This is a genomic window from Rhodococcus sp. NPDC047139 (assembly GCF_040643435.1).
Taxonomy (GTDB): Bacteria; Actinomycetota; Actinomycetes; order Mycobacteriales; family Mycobacteriaceae; genus Rhodococcus.
In genome coordinates, this window is the sequence record NZ_JBEYUH010000002.1 from 327,834 (window position 1) to 345,879 (window position 18,046).

The following is an 18,046-nucleotide window of genomic DNA, read 5'->3' on the forward strand; positions in this document are numbered from 1 at the left end:
CGCATGACCGCATCGACGATCACCGAACTGCTCGAGCGGCTCGCCGAGGTCGACGACCGGGGCCTGCGCTTCGAAGAGACGGAACTGTCGTGGCGCGAGCACGTCGAATTGTCCCGCCGACGCGCCTCGCTGCTGCACGAACTGCTCGCCGGCCCGAAACCGAAGCACATCGGGATCCTCATGGACAACATCCCGGAGTTCTCGCTGTTGCTCGGTGCCGCGGCGTTCTCCGGGTCGGTGGTGGTCGGACTGAACACGACCCGGCGCGGTGAGGCGCTCGCGCGTGACATCGCACTTGCCGACTGCCGGGTGGTGTTCACCGAAACCGCACATGTGCCCCTGCTCGAGGGTATCGACCTCGGCGACGTGCAGGTGATCGATGTCGACTCCCCCGAGTGGCAGGCGATGCTCGCACCGTTCACCGGCACTGGTGCGCCATCCGCCACCCCGTCTCCCGACGACCTGTTCATGCTCATCTTCACTTCCGGCACGAGCGGCGATCCGAAGGCCGTGCGGTGCACGCACCGCAAGTTCACCGAGCCGGCGACGATGCTCGCCACACGATTCGGTCTCGGGCCCGACGACACCGTGTACGTGTCGATGCCGATGTTCCACTCCAACGCGATGATCGCCGGGTGGTCGATCGGGCTGGCCGCGCGCGGCAGTATCGCGCTACGGCGCAGATTCTCGGCATCCGGATTCCTTCCGGACGTCCGCCGGTTCGGCGTGACCTTCGCCAATTACGTCGGTAAACCTCTGTCCTATATCGTGGCCACGCCCGAGAAACCCGACGACCACGTCAATCCGCTGCGCATCATGTACGGCAACGAGGCATCCGCGGCCCACGTCGCCGAGTTCACCCGCCGCTTCGACGCGCGTGTGGTCGACGGCTTCGGATCGACCGAGGGCGGAATCTCGATCGCCTCGGTCCCGGACGCGCCCCCGGGGGCGCTCGGGCGGCTTCCCGAGGGCGTGGAGATCCTCGACCCCGAGACGGGACTGCCCTGTCCCCCTGCCGAGTTCGACCCGGACGGGAGGATCACGAATGCGGACGCGGCGACGGGCGAACTCGTCAACGTATGCGGACCGGGGCTGTTCGAGGGCTACTACAACAATCCCGCTGCCGACGCCGAACGACTCCGCGACGGCAGATATCACAGCGGCGATCTCGCCTATCGTGATGCGGACGGCTTCGTGTACTTCGCCGGACGCAGCTCGGGCTGGCTGCGAGTGGACGGCGAGAACCTCGGCGCGGCACCGATCGAACGCATCCTCATGCGCTACGAAGGTTTCGCCCAGGTCGCCGTGTACGGAGTGCCCGACCGGCAGGTCGGCGATCGTGTGATGGCTGCGGTGATTCCGGTGGCTACGTCCGACTTCGATCCCGCCGCTTTCGCGCGCTTTCTCGATGCGCAAACCGATCTCGGCCCCAAACAGGTGCCCACCCTGATCCGAGTGTGCCGCGAGTTCCCCCGCACGGCGACCTTCAAGGTCCTCACCCGTTCTCTCGCCGCCGAACGGTGGTCCTGTTCCGATCCGGTATGGGTCCGAGATCGCGGTGATTCCGAATTCCGGCTGTTGTCAGACGAACTGGCACACCTCGTCGAAGCTGCCCCGGCCGGGCCGTCTGCACGATAGCGTCGATCCCGACGCCGGAATCGCGTCCTTGCCGCCGCACATACCCTGAGGTATGTTCGGCGCACCCGCGAGGTCGGGACACGGTTTCGTCGATGCGACCGTGGAAGAAGCGAGGATTCATGGGATCGATACCCCGCGCGACCGCACACGCACTCGGTGGCTTCTACGCGTTGTCCCTCGACGCGTTCACCGCCCTGTTCCGCTCGCCCTTCCAGTGGCGTGAATTCCTCACCCAGTTCTGGTTCATCGCCCGGGTCTCGCTCGTTCCCACCATCCTGATGTCCGTCCCGTTCACCGTCCTCGTGGTGTTCACCCTCAATTCACTGCTGCTCGAAATCGGTGCCGGCGACCTGAGCGGTGCGGGCGCCGGTCTCGGCGCCATCACACAGATCGGGCCACTCGTGACGGTGCTCGTCGTCGCGGGGGCCGGTGCCACAGCGATCGCCGCCGATCTCGGCTCGCGCACCATCCGCGACGAGATCGCCGCACTCGAGGTCCTCGGAATCGATCCCGCAGCACGGCTCGTCCTGCCGCGCGCGCTCGCGTCGACCGCCGTCGCGGTCACACTCAACGGTGCGGTGTGCGCGATCGGCCTCATCGGCGGGTTCTTCTTCTCGGTGACACTCCAGAATGTCGATCCCGGCGCATACGCCGCGGGTGTCACCCTGCTCGTCGGTCCCGGCGAGCTGTTGCTCTCGGAGATCAAGGCGGCGGTGTTCGGCCTGCTCGCCGGGCTGATCGCGTGTCATCGCGGACTATCGGTAAGCGGTGGCCCCAAGAGTGTCGGCGAAGCGGTCAACGAGACGGTGGTCTTCGCGTTCGTCGCCCTGTTCCTCGCCAACATGCTGCTCACCTCGATCGGCATCGCGGTGACGGGCCGGTGAGTCGCCGATGAGTGTCACGAGCGCGGCCACAGGCCGAACCGCGCACGCGGTTCGGCGCCTCGGGAACGCGGTGTCCCGCGGAGTCGATACTCTCGGCCGCCAGGTCGTCTTCCTCGTCGGCGCCCTGTTCTCGACCGTGCGCGCGGCCCGGCACTATCCCCGCGAGACCCTGCGCGTGGTCTCCGAGATCGGACTCGGCACCGGCGTACTCGCTCTGGTCGGCGGCAGCGTCGCCATCATGGGTTTCCTCACCTTGTTCGCCGGCGCGACGGTCGCCGTGCAGGGCTTCACCTCGCTCGGCAACATCGGCGTCGAAGCGCTCACCGGCTTTCTGTCCGCCTACGTCAACGTCCGGGTCGTCGCACCCGTGACCGCCGGCGTCGGCCTCGCCGCGACCATCGGTGCCGGCACCACCGCGCAACTCGGCGCGATGCGCATCAGCGAGGAGATCGACGCCCTCGAGGTCATGGCCGTGCGGTCCGTTCCGTATCTGGTGGGCACGCGCATCCTGGCCGGGTTGATCGCCGTCGTGCCGCTCTACTCCCTGTCGGTCCTGGCTTCGTTCCTGTCGAGCCGCATCGCGACCGTCGTAGTCCTCGGCCAGTCGCCCGGTGTCTACGACCACTACTTCGCGACCTTCCTTCGCCCCACCGACGTGCTGTGGTCCTTCGGGCAGGCCGTCACGATGGCCGTGGTCGTGATGACCGTGCACAGCTACTACGGCTACACCGCGACGGGAGGCCCGTCCGGGGTGGGCGTCGCGACAGGCCGGGCGGTTCGAATGTCGCTCATCGGGGTGGTCACGGTGACCCTGCTGATCTCCCTCGTCCTCTACGGCAGCAGCCGCCAGCTGCATCTGGCGGGGTGAGGATCGTGCCCTCCTGGTTGCCGAAAGTCGCTGCGACGGGTTTCATCGTCGTCTCCGCACTCGTGCTCGTCCTCGTCTACCACGGCTTCCGCGGCTCGTTCACCCCCGGCGTGAAGGTGACAGTCGAGAGCGGTCGTTCCGGTCTGGTGCTCGAACACGGAGCCATGGTCAAAGCGCACGGTGCGCACGTCGGCAACGTCTCCGCGGTGCACCACACTCCGTCCGGCGCGGTCGTCGAGTTACGCCTCGATCCGGATGCCGCCGCACGGCTACCGGCGGACGTGGGCGCCGACATCCGCGCGACGACGGTCTTCGGCGCCAAGTACGTCACCCTCACCGATCCGCCGACACCCGGTCCGATCGGCCTGGCCGAGAGCACGGTCCTGCGCGCATCGAGCGTGACGGTGGAGACGAACACCGTCTTCGAATCGCTCTCCGGCGTGCTGCAGGCCGTCGATCCGGCGAAGCTGAACCGCACCCTCGGCGCGTTGTCGTCGGCGTTGCGGGCACAGGGCGACTCGCTCGGCCGCGCGCTCGACGACACCGATGCCCTCCTCTCGCGGATCGAGCCGCGCACCGAGACACTCCGGCGCGATCTTGCCGCTGCGGCGTCGACCGCCGACATCTATACGGGAACAACCGACGAGATCGTCGCGTCCTTCGACAACCTCGCCGTCACCGGCACGACCCTCGTCGAGCGCGCCGACGACCTCGACCGCGTCCTGCTCGCCGCGATCGGCATGGGCGACGCCGGCCGCCGCGTGATCGAGCCGAACAGCGAAGGGATCGTCGACATGCTCGACCTCCTGCGCCCGACGGCCTCACTCCTCGAGGAATATTCGCCGGTCCTCCCCTGCTTCCTGCAGGGCGCCGACCGTGCCCGGCAACTCGCCGAACCGGCTTCGGGCGGCAACGGCTCGTCGATGATGCTGAAGTCGACCTTCCTGCTCGGCACCGACCCGTACGAATATCCGCGCAATCTTCCGGTGGTCGAGGCCACCGGCGGGCCACGCTGCGGTCCCCTGCCGATCGTGACGGCCGACGAGACCCCCGCCCCGTACGTAGTGGCGAACACCGGCGCCAACCCGTTCGAGGCCGGCAACACCTCGCCGGTCTTCGTCCCCGGCTCGCTCTTCGAACTGCTCACCGGAGGCGCCGGATGACACGCACCGCGATCGCCGCGGGCATCTACGCCCTCGTCATGCTCCTGATCCTCGGCGGATTGTTCGTCGTGTTCGGCCAGGTCCGCTTCGGTGAACACACGCGCTACCACGCGGTGTTCGACGACGTCTCCGGTCTCGAGGAGGGTCAGTTCGTCCGCGTGTCCGGGGTGGAGGTCGGCAGGGTCACCGCCGTTGAGTTCGGCGAGAACAACCGCATCGAGGTCACCTTCGAGGTCGACAGCTCGTTCACCCCGACCCGCTCGAGCATCGCCACCGTGCGCTATCTCAACCTCGTCGGCGACCGGTATCTCGAATTGTCCGACGGTCCGGGGGATCTCACCCCCATGGCAGCCGACGAGACGATCGGCACCGGCCGAACCCGGCCTGCACTCGATCTCGACGTACTCATCGGGAGCTTCACGCCCTTGTTCCGTGCGCTCGAACCCGAACAGGTCAATCGGTTGTCGGCCGACCTCATCACGGTGCTGCAGGGACAGGGAGGAACCGTCGAATCCGTTCTCGCCCAGGTCGCGTCGCTCACCTCGCACATCGCCGACCGCGACATCCTCGTCGGGCAGGTGATCACGAATCTCGACGCGGTTCTCGCGAACCTCGCCGCCCACCGCGACACATTCGACACCGTCCTCGTGCGTGCTCACGAACTGGCCGCGCGACTCGCGCAGGACTCTGTGATCGTCGGCGACGCCGTCACCCACATCGACGCGATCGGCGGATCACTCACCGACCTGCTCGCTCGGTCCCGCGCCTCGCTCGCCGGCACGATCCGCGAAACCGGCAGCCTCGCAGCACAGGTCGAGTCGCGCAGCGACACCGTCGAGCAACTGGCTACCGAACTCCCCGACGCCTACAAGGCTCTCACTCGGCTCGGCGCCTACGGCGGATTCTTCAACTACTACCTGTGCGGCATGCTCATCGAGATCAACGACCTGTCCGGGAACAAGGTCACCTCACCGCTGTTCGGGCAGACGACGGGCAGGTGTGCACCGGCATGACCCAGTTTCGCGAGATGAATCCGGTGCGTGTCGGCGTCGTCGGCACGATCGTGGTCGTCGTGTTCGTGCTCGGCGCCCTGAACATCCGCTCCCTGCCGTTCTTCGACGGCGGCACCACCTACCGGGCGAGATTCGTCGACGCCGGCGGTCTGAACACCGGCGACACCGTGCAGGTCGCGGGCAAGGATGCCGGTCAGGTGACCGACATCGACATCGACCACGACGCCGTGGCCGTCACGTTCACCGTCGACCGGGCCGTGGTCCTGGGTACCGACACCACCGTCGAGATCGCCACGGCCACCGCACTCGGTGCACGGAACCTGCGTGTGCGCCCCAGCGGTCCGGGGCGACTCGAAGACGGCGCCACCATCGACCTCGACCGCACGGTCGCGCCCTACCAGTTGACCGATGCCCTCGGCGATCTCACCAACACCACCGCGGCCGTCGACACCGGACAACTGCGCGAATCGATGCAGGTGCTGTCCGATACCTTGCGCGAGACCCCCGACGACGTCGGCGCTGCACTCGACGGTGTGCGACGGCTGTCCGAGACCGTCGCGTCGCGCGACGAATCCCTGCGGGCACTGCTCGCACACGCCGAACAGGTCACCACTGTGCTCGCCGAGCGCAGCGACGCGATCGACGCGCTGATCGTCGACGCCGACCGCATCCTCGGCGAACTCCACAGTCGCCGCGCTGCTCTCGATACGCTGTTCGCGAACATCGATGCCCTGTCGGTCCAGATCTCGAATCTCGTCGCCGACAACGAGGCACAGCTCGCACCCACCTTGGACAAGCTGAACGCCGTCCTCGCGATCCTCGAACGCAACCGCGACAACATCGCCCTCGCCATCGAACGACTGGGCCCGTACGCGACCGAACTCGGTGAGGCCGTCGCGTCCGGTCCGTTCTTCAACTCGTACATCCAGAACCTGCTGCCCATGCAGGTCATCGAACCGGCTCTGACCGCTGCGCTCGAGAACGCGGGCATCACCCCTCCGGGAGGTACACCGTGACGCGACTGCGTCCCCTGATCTCGTGGGGTGTCCCGATTCTCCTGCTCGCCGTCGTCGCGGTGGTGTCGTTCACCGTCGCGCCGTGGCGGTCCACCGACGGATACGCGGCCGAATTCACCTCGAGCCGTGGCCTGTACGTCGGGGACGATGTGCGCATCATGGGCGTCGAGGTGGGGCGCGTGACGAAGATCGAACCGCGCGGGGACCGTGTGCTCGTGCGCTTCGACATCGACTCGGCCCGGCGCATCCCCGCCGATGCACAGGCGGCGATCATCGCCCCGACGCTGGTATCCGCACGCTTCGTGCAGCTCACCCCGCCGCATACGGGAGGCCCCGAACTTCCGGTGGGTGCGACGATTCCCGTGGAACGCACCGCGGTGCCCGTCGAATGGGACGAGATCACCGAGCAACTCACACGGTTGACCACCGAACTCGGCCCCGGCGACACCGACCCGCAGGGTGCGCTCGGCGAGGTGCTCGACGTCGCGGCCGCCAACGCCGAAGGGCACGGCCCCGCCCTGCGCGACAGCCTCCAGCAACTCGCGACCGCGATGCGCACGATCTCCGACGGCCGGCACGATCTGTTCGGCACCCTCGGCAATCTGCAGGTCTTCGTCGAGGCACTGTCGATGAGCGGCGACCAGATCGTCTCCCTCCACGACCGGCTCGCGTCCGTCACCGAAATCCTCGACGCGAACCGCGACGACATGGGCGCCGCCCTCTCCGGACTCGACGCCGTGCTCGTCGACGTCGAGCGGTTCGTCCGCGACAACCGCGAGCGTGTCGACACGACCGTCGATCGCACAGCCGCGCTCACCGAGACGCTGGCGACCCAGCGCGACGGAATCGCGCAGGTACTGCACGTCGCACCCACAGCCCTGTCCAATCTGCAGGGCATCTACCAGCCCGCGCACAACACGGTGGTCTCGGCCTTGTCGCTGACCAACTTCGCCAATCCCGCCCAGTTCATCTGCTCCGCACTCGCCGCAGCCGAACAGGTCGACGCACACACCGCGTCGGAGCTGTGCGTGCAGTATCTCGGGCCGATCCTGCCGTTGCTCGCGATGGACTATCCGCCGGTGCGCCTCAATCCGACGCGCGGTGTCGGTGCATTGCCCGACCAGCTCGTCTACACCGAACCCGAGCTGATGCCGGCGCCCGGCACGCCGTCGCCGACATCGCTGACCGACCTGCTCTCCCCGGGGGCGCCGTGAGAACACGAGTCCTGCGCGCAGTCGGCGTCCTCGCCTGCCTGGCGCTCACCGCCGGGTGCGAGTGGCGCGGCCTGAACAGCCTTCCCCTTCCGGGCACGCACGGCCGCGGCGACGGCGCGTTCGCCGTGACCATCGAGATGCCCGACGTGACGACCCTCGAACGCAACTCGAGGGTACGGGTCGGCGACGTCACCGTCGGTCGGGTCGCCGATCTGCGGCTCGGTGACGGCCACGCGCTCGTGACGGTGATGGTCGACGGCGGCACGGTACTTCCCGAGAACACTGTCGCGAAGATCGGGCAGACGAGTCTGCTCGGATCCGCCCACGTCGAACTCTCTCCCCCGCTCGCCGAAGCCGCCCGCGGCCGGCTCGGCGACGGTGACGTCATCCCCCTCGAGCGGGCGGGCGCGTTCCCGACCACGGAGCAGACCCTGTCGTCGTTGTCGCTGGTACTCAGCGGCGGTGGCCTCGCCCAGGCGCAGGAGATCACCCGTGAACTGAACCGCGCACTCGACGGACGTCAGGAGTCGGTTCGCGGCCTGCTCACCCGTCTCGATGCCGTGCTCGCCGGACTCGACGGTCAGAAGGAGCAGATCGTGAGCACGATGGAATCCCTCGACGCACTCGCCGTCGAGGTCGCCGCACACAACGGCAGGATCGCAGCGGCAACCGATCGCCTTGCCCCCGCCCTCGGGATGCTGTCCGCCCAGCGCGACGATCTGACTCGCGCCGCCGATGCTCTCGGCCGGTTCGGGCGTGTGGCGAACGAAGTCGTCGAGGCGAGCGGCGACGACATCGTCGCGAATCTGCGCGATCTCGAACCGGTACTGGCGTCGCTCACCTCGGCGGGTGATTCGCTCACCGAGTCGTTGCGCTACCTGCTGACCTTCCCGTTCCCCATCGACACCTACCGCAACGCGGTGCGCGGCGACTACGCGAACGGCACGGTCATCCTCGACCTCACCCTGCCGACCCTCGAGAACGCACTGCTGCTCGGCACGCCCTTCGAGAACGCGCTCACCGGTGGGGGACGGCCCGTGCCGGATCTGGTGTCGCTGCTGGTCCCACCCGTGTCGGAGCCGACCCGATGAGCCAGGCCGCGGTGTTGCGCCGCAAGCTGCTGGTGTTCTTCTCCGTCGGGATCGCCGCGGTGCTGATCGTCGCGCTGTTCATCGTGAATCTGCCCGCCCTGTTCGGGGTGGGGAGGTACGAGGTGCGTCTCGACCTCGCCGACGCCGGCGGCCTGTACCCCTCGGCCAACGTCACCTACCGCGGAATCGAAATCGGCCGGGTGACGTCGTTGACGATGACCACCAGCGGCGCCGAGGCGGTCCTGTCTCTCGATGCGGATTTTCCGGTGCCCGCCGATTCGGCAGCGCAGATCCGCAGCATGTCGGCGATCGGTGAGCAGTACGTCGAGTTCCTGCCGGATGATGAGGACGGCCCGTATCTGGTTGCGGGCTCGGTGATCCCGCGCGATCGGATCTCGGTTCCGGAACCGATCGGCGGGGCCCTCGATCAACTCGACGCCACACTGCAATCCGTGGGTCCCGACCGTCTCGCTTTGCTGCTCGACGAAACACACACAGCAGTCGCCGATTCCGGAGACGCCCTGCGGGTCCTCGTCGAAGCCGGCGCGGCGGTGAGCGCGGAGGCAGCCGCAACTGCGGACAGTACCGCGGCACTGATCGATCAGGTGGGCCCGTTGCTCGACACGCAGGTCGTGTCGTCGAATGCGATCGCCCGCTGGGCGGCCTCACTGGCAGGTGCCACCGGGCAGCTGCGCGACTCCGATTCAGACGTGCGGACACTCCTCGGTGTTACGGCTCCTGCCGCCGCGCAGGTACAAGCACTGTTCGAGGAGGCCGAACCCACCCTGCCCCTGCTGCTGGCCAATCTCGTCACGGTCGAGCAGGTCGCCGCGGTCTACCGGCCGTCGCTCGAACAGATGCTGGTGTTGTTCCCGTCGATCATGGCGTCCACCCAGTCGGCAGGTCTGCCCAATGTCGACAACCCTTCGCAGAACACGTATTTCACTGCTACTTTCAACGATCCGCCGCCGTGCATCACCGGATTCCTGCCGCCGGAGCAACGGCGCTCGCCCACCGAATTCGACGTGCCCGACACCCCGCCCGATCTGTACTGCAAGCTACCGGCGGACTCCCCCATTGCGGTGCGCGGGGCACGGAACATGCCGTGCATCGAATACCCGGGACGACGCGCCCCCACGGTTCAGTTGTGTCGCGACGGTGGTTACTCACCGGGAAATCTCGAAGGACTTCTGTCACCACCGAACTGAGGTTGCGATGTCGGTGGGGTCCCTGATCGGACTTCCAGCGATGCTTACGCGTTCGGAGGAACGCCCGTGGCGTAGCAAGCGGATGTTCCTTTCGCCACCGCGCGATGATGGGCGGCAAGGACCGTCGTCCATCGCTCTAAGTGCCGAGAACCATCGTTATGTTGATTACCAACTGGCCACTCTCTTGGCTGCGGATGAAGATTCTGGGTGATTCAGTCGTCCTCCCAGACGAGGTTGTGCAGTCGCATCGCTTCGATCAGGTCGGGGTCGTGCTCCTCGACGGGGCCGTAGTCCAGCACCGTGACGTTCTTGCTGACCGGTCCATCACCGGGACGCTCGTACAGCGCCCAGAGCACCAGCCCGTCGCCGTGCCGGGATTCGAATTGGATGCCGGCCACCGGCTCACCTTCCGGATCGGGGAGGGTGTTGACCCACTGTGAGATCGCCCGGGTGAGGGCGCGCGGGCGGCCGTCGCGGATCGCCGCGGTGTCGAGGTCGAGAAGGCCGTGCCGGATCGCGTCGGGCCGGAACAGGGTTCGCAGGGTGGCCACCGACTCGGCGTCGCCGGGCACGACGAACCATCCGGTGATCGCGCCGCTGCCGGTGGCCCTGCTCGACATCCACGACCGTGGGACATGCCCCGGCGCGATGGTGGGGAACTCGTCTGCCTCGTCGTCGACGATCTCGTCGAGCGCGGCGCTGAGCTCCTCGCTTTTGCGCGCATACGCGAGGACCTCGAGGTAGCAGGACAGACGGGTCGCGCCGACGTACAGGGTCCGCCACACCCCTGCGGGATCGTCCCAACGGCCGGTGAAGCGCCCGTCGGTGGCGAATTCCCAGGGTGTCCACTCCCACGAGGTGGGTGGATAGCCGACACGGTAGGCGACCACACCGTCGACGTGGACGCAGCGGACATGGGCCACGTGGGGTCGAGAGCAGCGTTCGGTCCGGTGCGGTCATCCCACCGCCGCGAACTGCCGGGCAGCGGCGAGGATCTTCGGGCCGACATCGGACAGCTCGCCCTCGCGCAGCAGCAGCGCCGGCGGGCGGTCGTCGAGGATGGGGTTCAGGCCCTGGAACCAGGTCTGCGCCACTGCGGGGGTGTCGCGTTCCGCGATCAGTCGGGCGGCGCGGTAGGCGATGCGGAGGCGTTCGACGTCGGTCTCGCTGTTGATGGTGCGGGTGCCTTCGGCCCACTGACGGACAGCGCGGGTTTCCTTCACCTTCCCCAGGTACGCGACCAGCTTGGCGCCGAGCAGCTCACGCAGTGCTGTGACCAGCTCCGATTGGGTCATGCGGGCGGCGTCGTTGTAGGCGGCGAGGTCGGGTCGTGGGTGTGCAGTTGTCATAGCATCCACCTCCTGATCCCAGGGTAAATCACAGGGTCAATGCCGTCCATACTCCCGCCGGGACGAAGTGCTCACTGGCAGCAAGAATGCCCGTCCGGTATCACCCGGCGGCGTCAGCGCCGGACCTCTGCCTGGTCCGCGGGCCTTTGAGATTCGGTGTTCTCGACCCCGCTGTGCGCGGTCGAGAACACCGGATCTCAGTCGTTCAGATGCTCGCAGCCTCGTTCAGCTTCTCGAGCGTGCCGGTCGCTTCGAGGTACTCCTGCACCCAGCGTTCGATGACCGTCGAGGTCTTGTCGACCTTCGTGAACTGCCCGACGACCTGACCCACCGGGTTGAACGCCACGTCGACGGACTCGTCCGGATACTTGTGGGTGGCCGCGACCGCCATGCCGGACACCATGTACTGCAACGGCATTCCGAGGGGCTTCGGGTTGCCCTCCTGCTCCCACGCTTCGGTCCAGTCGTTGCGGAGCATGCGGCAGGGCTTACCGGTGAACGACCGGCTGCGCACGGTGTCGCGGCTGCTCGCCTTGATGTACGCCTCCTGCTGCACAGGCGTGTTCTCGGCCTCCTCGACCATGAGCCACTGCGAACCGGTCCAGGCCCCTTGAGCGCCGAGCGCGAGCGCGGCCGCGATCTGCTGGCCGCTGCCGATACCACCGGCAGCGAGGACCGGTACAGGCGCGACCTCCTTGACGACCTGCGGCCACAGCACGATCGAGCCGACCTCACCGCAGTGGCCGCCACCTTCGCCGCCCTGCGCGATGATGATGTCCACGCCGGCATCGGCGTGCTTGCGGGCCTGCTTCGGAGAACCGCACAGCGCCGCGACCTTACGACCCGCATTGTGGATGTGCTCGATCATGTCGGCGGGCGGGGTACCGAGCGCGTTGGCGATGAGAGTGACCTTCGGATGCTGCAGTGCCACCTCCACCTGCGGAGTCGCGGTGGCTTCGGTCCACCCGAGGAGCTGCAACGCGTTATCGTCACCTTCCGGCAGGGGCACCCCGTGGTCGGTGAGGATCTTGCGACCGAATTCGAGGGTTTCCTGCGGCACCATCGACTGCAGCATCTTCGTGAGTTCCTCGGCGGAGAGGTTCGCGTCCATGCCTTCGTACTTGTTCGGGATGACGATGTCGACACCGTACGGGCGGTCGCCGATGTGCTCGTCGATCCAGTTCAGCTCGATTTCGAGCTCCTCCGGGGTGAACCCGACGGCGCCGAGGACACCGAAGCCCCCGGCCTTGGCGACGGCGACGACTACGTCGCGGCAGTGGGTGAACGCGAAGATCGGGAACTCGATGCCGAGTTCGTCGCAGATGGGCGTGTGCATTCGGCACTCCTCGATTGAAACTCGCAAGACTGGAACACGTTCTACCTTAGTGCCTGATGTGCCCACGCGGAAGCACGCAAACAGCGGAAGCACACCACAACAGAGAAGGCCCGCAACATCGACAGTGGTTGCCGATGTTGCGGGCCTCGCCTTTGGTCCTGCGCCTCAGATGATTCCGCGCTCGCGCAATTCCTTCTGCTCGATATCACCGAGTCCGAGCATCTCGCCGTAGACCGCCGCATTGTCGTATCCCGCGACGGGCGGGCCCGCACGGCGCACCGAGCCGGGCGTACCGGTGAGGACCGGCACCACGCCCGGACCGAGAACATCGCTGTTCGTACGCTCGTCGTGATGCGGGACGATCATGTCGCGCGCGAGGAACTGAGGATCGGCGACGACCTCCGCGACCGTGTTCACCGGACCGGAGACCACACCCGACGACGACAGATGCGCCAGGAGGTCGTCGAGCGTCCACGTCGCCGCCCACTCCCCGATGAGAGCGTCGAGTTCGTCCTGGTTCACGCCCCGCGCGAGGTGGTCGGCGAAGCGCGGATCGTCGGCGAGTTCGGGACGCTCCATCGCCGCACACAGACGACGGAAGACCGTGTCCTGGTTCGCGGCGATGACGATCCACATGTCGTCCGACGTCCGGTACAGATTCGACGGCGCGATACCCTCGAGACGCGTACCGGACGGTCCCCGAACCACTCCGGCCACATCGTAATCCGGCACGACCGACTCCTGGATCGCCAGGCACGCCTCGGTGAGCGCCACATCGACGACCTGCCCACGTCCCGTCCGTTCACGCCCGAGCAGCGCGGCGAGGATGCCCTGCACCGCGAACATCCCGGCGAGCGAATCGCCGAGCGAGAGCGCGAGTCGCGGCGGCGCCTGACCGGGATAACCGTTCAGGTGACGCAGGCCGCTCTCCGCCTCGGCCACCGACGCATAGCCCGCCTGCCCGGCCTTCGGACCGGTCTGCCCGTAACCGGAGACCCTGGCCAGGACGATGCCCGGATTGATCTCCGAGAGCACGTCGTAGCCGAGACCCCACTTCTCGAGCGTTCCCGGACGGAAGTTCTCGACCACGACATCGGATTCGGCGACGAGCCGGCGGAACAGTTCCTGCCCGTCCGGCGCCCGCAGGTCGAGGGTGATGCAGCGCTTGTTGCGAGCGTGCACCGTCCAGAAGTAGCGCTGTCCGTCCCGCTCGCCCTGTCCCCAGGTGCGGAGCGGGTCGGGCCGCTTCGGATCCTCGATCTTGATGACATCGGCGCCCATGTCGCCGAGCAGGCGTCCTGCATACGGGCCCGCGATCAACGTTCCCAGTTCGAGCACCCTGATATCCGCGAGCGCTCCCGATGCCTGCGACTCGGATTGTGTCACTGCGTCTTCCGTCCTCCGGTCAGTAACCGAGGTGAACCGTCTTCTCCTCGGTGAACGCTTCGAGCCCGCTGCGGCCCAGTTCACGCCCGATGCCGCTCGCGTCACGTCCACCCCAGGGTAGTGCCGGGTCGGGAACACCCCAGCCGTTGACCCACACCGTGCCCACACGCAGCTGCGGGATCACACTGTGCACGGTCGACAGATTCTGGCTGAAGATGAACGCGTTGAGCCCATACTTCGTCGCGTTCGCCAGTCGCACGGCTTCCTCGGTGGTCTTGAAGGTGATGACCGTGGCGACCGGCCCGAAGATCTCCTCGCGGGCGATGGTCAGGTCGTTCGTCCCCCGGAAGACGGTCGGCTCGACGAAGAAGCCGCGATCCCCCACCCGCGACCCGCCGGTGAGCAGTTCCGCGCCTTCGCTCCTGCCCTTCTCGATGTAGCCGAGGATGCGGTCGAGTTGTTTACGGTTGACGATGGTGCCCTGGGTGGTGGACGCATCGAACGGATCGCCGATCACCGACCCGCGTGCGAACTCGACGAGCCCTTCGACGACCTGGTCGGCGATCGATTCGTGCACGATCACGCGAGTGCCGGCCGCGCACACCTGACCCTGGTGGTAGAAGTTGCCCATTGCGATCCACGGCAACGATGCCTCGAGGTCGGCGTCGGGGAAGATCAACTGGGGCGCCTTGCCGCCGAGTTCGAGGGTGACCTTGCGGAACTTCTCACCCGCGAGCGACGTGATGGTCTTACCCACGGCCGGGCTACCCGTGAAGGTGATCTTGTCGATTCCTTCGTGGGCCGCCAGCGCGGCACCGGCTTCGGAACCGAGTCCCGGTACGACGTTGAACGCCCCGTCCGGCACCCCCGCTTCGGCCAGCAGATCGGCGAGCTTCAGCGTCGAGAGCGAAGCGTCCTCGGCCGGTTTGACGACCACCGAGCAGCCCGCGGCGAGAGCCGGTGCAATCTTCCACGCCGCGACGACGGTGGGGTTGTTCCACGGTGTGATCGCCCCGACCACGCCGAGGGGCTGACGCAGCGTGAAGCCGAAGCGGTGCTGCGGACCGACATCGGGCAGGATCATCGCTTCCCCGGCGATCTTGTCGGCCCATCCGGCGTAGTGCCGGAACGATGCGGCAGCGGCGGGGATGTCGCCGGCGACCGTGTCGGCGTAGAGCTTGCCCATCTCCGCCGTCTCGAGTGCCGACAGTTCCGGTGCGTGCTGCTCGATGAGGTCGGCGGCACGTGCGAGGATCCGGCCACGTTCGGCGCCGGCCATGCGCGACCAGACACCCGACTCGAAGGTGTCACGGGCTGCGTCGACCGCAGCATCGATATCGGCGGCGCCACCCGCCGCGATCTCGGCCACGACCTCTTCCGTCGCGGGGTTGATCGACGAGAAGCGGGATCCGGACTTCGACGGGACTGCCTTGCCACCGATCCGCAACTGCGGGTCGGGGACGACGACGGGCGCGGGGGTGGAGAGTTCGATCATCACAACTCCTGGGGGGAAGGCGGGGTGAAGCGTCGGATGAGTCCGGACCACGACGAGTCGTAGTTCGGCTGGCGATGTGCGGAGTGGTAGGCCGCATCGGTGACGGCGAGGGCGAGTCTCGTCTCGAACATGAACGACAGGGTGTTCACGAGCTTGACCGGTTTCAGATCGGCCGACGTGGCGAGATCGAATGTCTCGGCGTCGGGTCCGTGGGCACCCCACTGGTTGTGGAGTGAAGCGCCGCCGGGCACGAATCCTTCTGCCTTCGAGTCATGCTGTCCACGAACGAGTCCCATGAATTCGGTCATGACGTTGCGGTGGAAGTGCGGCGGGCGGAAGGTGTGTTCTCCGACCACCCAGCGATCCGGGAAGACACAGAAGTCGACGTTGGCCTGTCCGTGGACCGGACTCGGGGAGGTGAGCACGGTGAAGATCGACGGGTCGGGGTGATCCCAGCCCGCCGTGGTCATGGCGTTGAAGCGGGCGAGGTCGTACTTGTAGGCGCCGTGCGTGCCGTGCCAGGCGACGACGTCGAGCGGCGAATGGTCCAGTTCGGTGGCCCAGAGGTGCCCACCGAACTTCTGTACGAGTTGCACCGGTCCCGAACGGTCTTCGTACCAGGCCGTCGGATACAGGAAGTCACGGGCGTGAGCGAGACCGTTGGCGCCGATGGGACCGAGTTCGGGCAGGGTCAGGGCGGCCCCGTAGTTCTCGAGCAGGTAGCCGGTCGCGGTGTCGTCGAGCAGGTCCACGCGGAACCGCAGACCACGCCCGATCACGGCGATCTCACCGGGTTCGACGAGCAGGCGTCCGAGTTCGGTGCACAGCAGCAGCGCACCGTCCTGCGGCACGAACAACAGTTCGCCGTCGGCGTCGACGAAGTAGCGGTCCGTCATCGATCGAGATGCCGCATACAGGTGGATCGCAATTCCCTTGCGCGCCCGCACATCTCCGTTCACGGCATAGGTCGTCACGCCGTCGAGGAAATCCGTGCCGGGCGCCGGCGCCGGCTGCGGGTCCCACCGCAGCCGATCGGGGGTGAGCACTCCGCCGGGATCGGGTGCCGAGATCCAGCCGCCGTCGTCGATCCGCTCGAACGGCCCGTGCGCCGCCGACGGCATGATCCGGTACGTCCAAGTGCGGCGGTTGATCTCACGGGGCTCGGTGAAGGCGGTGGCCGAGTGTTGTTCGGCATACAACCCGTGTGCGACTCGCTGCGGTGAGTTCTGCCCCCACGGAAGAACACCCGGAACGGCTTCGCTGTGATGCTCGTTGCCGAAGCCGTGCAGATAGTCCGGGCCGGCGCACGCGTCCGCACGACTGCTCATGTCAACGCGACCATCTCGTGCAACGTCGAACCCGAACGCTCGTAGTCGGTTCCGTCGACGGTCACGGTCATCGTGAAATCGGATCGGAACCTGAAGTAGCCGGGATGACCGACCAATCGGTTGACGAGCGGTTTGAGCAGCTTGCTCGACGCGAGCGGAACGTCCTCGAGAAGATTGTGGGCATGCACGATCTCGCGGACGGTGAGTTTCACGTCCAGCGATCCCGGCACGCGGATCCGGACCCAGGCCGGGTAGGTCCGGTCCGCCACGGCGTTGTGGACGACGGGTCCTTCCGTCAGCTCCACCTCACCGTTGCTGAGGATCACGTCTTTTCCGTGCGCGACCATCACCGGCCGAGACCAGTGCGAGCCGTACTTCTTCTGGGTGTGCACCATCGCGTAGACGAGTGTGAAGTCGTCGGTGTAGAGACGGCCCCAGTACCACTTGTCGATCAGGCGTTTCATGTCGCCCACGCCCCAGTTGTGGTCGTGGTAGCCACGCCCGGTGACCTCGGTGGTGTTTCCGTCCACGGTCACCGTTCCCGAGACCCGGGCCCGCGGTGCGCCCACGACCCACGCGAAGAACTCACGTTCGTTGTACTTGGTCTGTCCGCGGCCCGGCATCCACGGGGGAACCTCGGCGGTGAAGGTCAAGTCGAACGCGAGGTCGCCTTCGGACACCGACACCCGGTAGACGGGCAGCCCGTCCTCCTCCCCGATCAGTTTCGCGAAGCTCTCGCCGACGCGGACGTCGCAGCGTTCGGTGGAAACCGAGAGGTCGGCGTCGGTGTACGACCGGCTCGCTTCCCGCCGCCGTCCGTTCGCGTTGTAGACGTGGATCTCCACACCGGGCTTGCGGTGCACCAGTTCCCGAGTCTGGATCATTGCGACGACGATGCGCCCGTCGTCGAGATGGGCGTCGAAGTACCAGTGTTCGAAGGCGTGTTTGTCGGTGGAGGAGTGAGCACCGTTGTCGCTCGGGGCGACGACGGTGATCTCTCCGTCCCGGCGTCCGGGGCCGTTCCAGGCTTCGACGATCTGCAGGGTCATGAATTTCT

16 protein-coding genes are annotated in these 18,046 nt (G+C 67.0%); 9 read left to right on the forward strand and 7 right to left on the reverse strand.

The features are described 5' to 3' along the window. Positions 1 to 3 precede the first annotated feature (3 nt). The 9 genes from ABZ789_RS03660 (at position 4) to ABZ789_RS03700 (ending at position 10,095) form a co-directional block, all read left to right on the forward strand. A complete protein-coding gene (locus tag ABZ789_RS03660) occupies positions 4 to 1,638 on the forward strand; it encodes a long-chain-fatty-acid--CoA ligase (protein ID WP_358419030.1) in 1,635 nt (544 codons plus the stop codon). 119 nt (positions 1,639 to 1,757) lie between these two features. Further along, complete coding sequence (locus ABZ789_RS03665) at positions 1,758 to 2,522, forward strand: ABC transporter permease (protein WP_358419033.1); 765 nt, start codon at positions 1,758 to 1,760, stop codon at positions 2,520 to 2,522. Between the two features lie 7 nt (positions 2,523 to 2,529). After that, positions 2,530 to 3,390 (forward strand): ABC transporter permease, encoded by an 861-nt coding sequence (locus ABZ789_RS03670; RefSeq protein WP_358419036.1) that lies wholly within the window; start codon positions 2,530 to 2,532, stop codon positions 3,388 to 3,390. A gap of 5 nt (positions 3,391 to 3,395) precedes the next feature. After that, entirely contained in the window at positions 3,396 to 4,553 is a 1,158-nt protein-coding gene (locus ABZ789_RS03675) for an MCE family protein (RefSeq protein ID WP_358419038.1), read from the forward strand. Continuing rightward, the gene (locus ABZ789_RS03680; RefSeq protein ID WP_358419041.1) at positions 4,550 to 5,566 is read left to right on the forward strand and encodes an MCE family protein; all 1,017 of its coding nucleotides are present in this window, start codon (positions 4,550 to 4,552) and stop codon (positions 5,564 to 5,566) included. The genes ABZ789_RS03675 and ABZ789_RS03680 overlap by 4 nt, the downstream gene beginning before the upstream one ends. Continuing rightward, positions 5,563 to 6,582: an MCE family protein gene (locus ABZ789_RS03685; RefSeq protein WP_358419043.1), complete on the forward strand. Its 1,020-nt coding sequence runs from the start codon at positions 5,563 to 5,565 to the stop codon at positions 6,580 to 6,582. Before ABZ789_RS03680 ends, ABZ789_RS03685 begins: the two co-directional genes overlap by 4 nt. After that, entirely contained in the window at positions 6,579 to 7,796 is a 1,218-nt protein-coding gene (locus ABZ789_RS03690; RefSeq protein ID WP_358419045.1) for an MCE family protein, read from the forward strand. The genes ABZ789_RS03685 and ABZ789_RS03690 overlap by 4 nt, the downstream gene beginning before the upstream one ends. After that, on the forward strand, positions 7,793 to 8,887 hold the full coding sequence (locus tag ABZ789_RS03695; RefSeq protein ID WP_358419048.1) for an MCE family protein: 1,095 nt from the start codon (positions 7,793 to 7,795) through the stop codon (positions 8,885 to 8,887). Before ABZ789_RS03690 ends, ABZ789_RS03695 begins: the two co-directional genes overlap by 4 nt. Continuing rightward, positions 8,884 to 10,095 (forward strand): MlaD family protein, encoded by a 1,212-nt coding sequence (locus ABZ789_RS03700; protein WP_358419051.1) that lies wholly within the window; start codon positions 8,884 to 8,886, stop codon positions 10,093 to 10,095. The genes ABZ789_RS03695 and ABZ789_RS03700 overlap by 4 nt, the downstream gene beginning before the upstream one ends. 212 nt (positions 10,096 to 10,307) lie before the next feature. Here the strand turns inward: ABZ789_RS03700 and ABZ789_RS03705 are convergent, their stop codons facing one another. From ABZ789_RS03705 to ABZ789_RS03735, 7 genes are all read right to left on the reverse strand, one after another. After that, positions 10,308 to 11,018: an RES domain-containing protein gene (locus tag ABZ789_RS03705; protein ID WP_358419054.1), complete on the reverse strand. Its 711-nt coding sequence runs from the start codon at positions 11,016 to 11,018 to the stop codon at positions 10,308 to 10,310. A 33-nt stretch (positions 11,019 to 11,051) separates the two neighbouring features. Beyond that, on the reverse strand, positions 11,052 to 11,444 hold the full coding sequence (locus ABZ789_RS03710) for a hypothetical protein (RefSeq protein ID WP_358419057.1): 393 nt from the start codon (positions 11,442 to 11,444) through the stop codon (positions 11,052 to 11,054). Positions 11,445 to 11,649: 205 nt separating this feature from the next. Then, on the reverse strand, positions 11,650 to 12,780 hold the full coding sequence (locus ABZ789_RS03715) for a nitronate monooxygenase family protein (RefSeq protein WP_241386777.1): 1,131 nt from the start codon (positions 12,778 to 12,780) through the stop codon (positions 11,650 to 11,652). Positions 12,781 to 12,945: 165 nt separating this feature from the next. Next, a complete protein-coding gene (locus ABZ789_RS03720; RefSeq protein WP_358419060.1) occupies positions 12,946 to 14,166 on the reverse strand; it encodes a CoA transferase in 1,221 nt (406 codons plus the stop codon). 19 nt (positions 14,167 to 14,185) lie between these two features. After that, complete coding sequence (locus tag ABZ789_RS03725) at positions 14,186 to 15,661, reverse strand: aldehyde dehydrogenase family protein (protein WP_358419063.1); 1,476 nt, start codon at positions 15,659 to 15,661, stop codon at positions 14,186 to 14,188. Then, complete coding sequence (hmgA, locus tag ABZ789_RS03730; protein ID WP_358419066.1) at positions 15,661 to 16,989, reverse strand: homogentisate 1,2-dioxygenase; 1,329 nt, start codon at positions 16,987 to 16,989, stop codon at positions 15,661 to 15,663. Before hmgA ends, ABZ789_RS03725 begins: the two co-directional genes overlap by 1 nt. Continuing rightward, positions 16,986 to 18,038, reverse strand: a complete 1,053-nt coding sequence (locus tag ABZ789_RS03735; RefSeq protein WP_358419069.1) for a lipocalin-like domain-containing protein — start codon at positions 18,036 to 18,038, stop codon at positions 16,986 to 16,988. Before ABZ789_RS03735 ends, hmgA begins: the two co-directional genes overlap by 4 nt. Positions 18,039 to 18,046 lie beyond the last annotated feature (8 nt).